Raw genomic sequence first — 1,175 nt, forward strand, 5'->3', positions numbered from 1 at the left:
TGTCGGTTTCGGGTACGGGCCGTACACACACATCGCTAGAGGCTTTTCTCGACAGCATAGGATCACCACCATCACCCCATACGGGCTACGCATCACGCCTCACACAAACAGGACCGCATTTGACTAGTCCATGTGCCACACGCTTGCACCACAATCCACTTAAGTGGCGTAGCTACCTGACTGCGTCACCCCATCACTGAACTACAACGGATCAGGCCCCACGCATCACACCCACCCAACAGTCAAAGACTGCCGTGGCAGGTGGTCAGGGTGGTTAGTATCACCGCTTCGCACTTGGGCGCGTATGCACGGGTACGGGAATATCAACCCGTTGACCATCGACTACGCCTGTCGGCCTCGCCTTAGGACCCGACTCACCCTGGGAAGACGAACTTGACCCAGGAACCCTTAGTCATCCGGCGGATACGATTCTCACGCATCATTCGTTACTCATGCCTGCATTCTCACTCGCACACAGTCCACGCCCCCTTCCGGTAACGCTTCACCCCATGCACGACGCTCCCCTACCCATATAAAAAATATGCCGCGGCTTCGGCGGTGTACTTGAGCCCCACTGAATTGTCGGCGCGCAACCACTCGACCAGTGAGCTATTACGCACTCTTTCAAGGGTGGCTGCTTCTAAGCCAACCTCCTGGCTGTCTTCGCGATTACACATCCTTTTCCACTTAGCACACCCTTAGGGGCCTTAACCGGCGATCTGGGCTGTTTCCCTCTCGACTATGAAGCTTATCCCCCACAGTCTCACTGCCGCGCACCAATGTAAACCGGCATTCGGAGTTTGGCTGACATTGCTAAGATGATAGTCCCGCTCAACCAACCAGTAGCTCTACCTCCGGCACACCTACGCGACGCTGCACCTAAATGCATTTCGGGGAGAACCAGCTATCACGGAGTTTGATTGGCCTTTCACCCCTACCCACAACTCATCCCCGCAGTTTTCAACCTACGTGGGTTCGCGCCTCCACAACCTCTTACAGCTGCTTCACACTGGCCATGGGTAGATCACCCCGCTTCGGGTCCAGGACATGCCACTGACAACACACAATTAGCATTCGCTTTCGCTACGACTACCCCAAACGGGTTAACCTCGCGACATGCCGCTGACTCGCAGGCTCATTCTTCAAAAGGCACGCCATCACACACACAGAAGGTG

The 1,175-nt window shown here is 55.6% G+C and carries 1 rRNA gene; it reads right to left on the reverse strand.

The window, feature by feature from the left end:
* A 23S ribosomal RNA gene (locus tag KBX18_RS11705) occupies positions 1 to 1,175 on the reverse strand; the annotation flags it as partial.

This window comes from Corynebacterium sp. CCUG 69979, from assembly GCF_024454095.1.
GTDB lineage: Bacteria > Actinomycetota > Actinomycetes > Mycobacteriales > Mycobacteriaceae > Corynebacterium > Corynebacterium genitalium.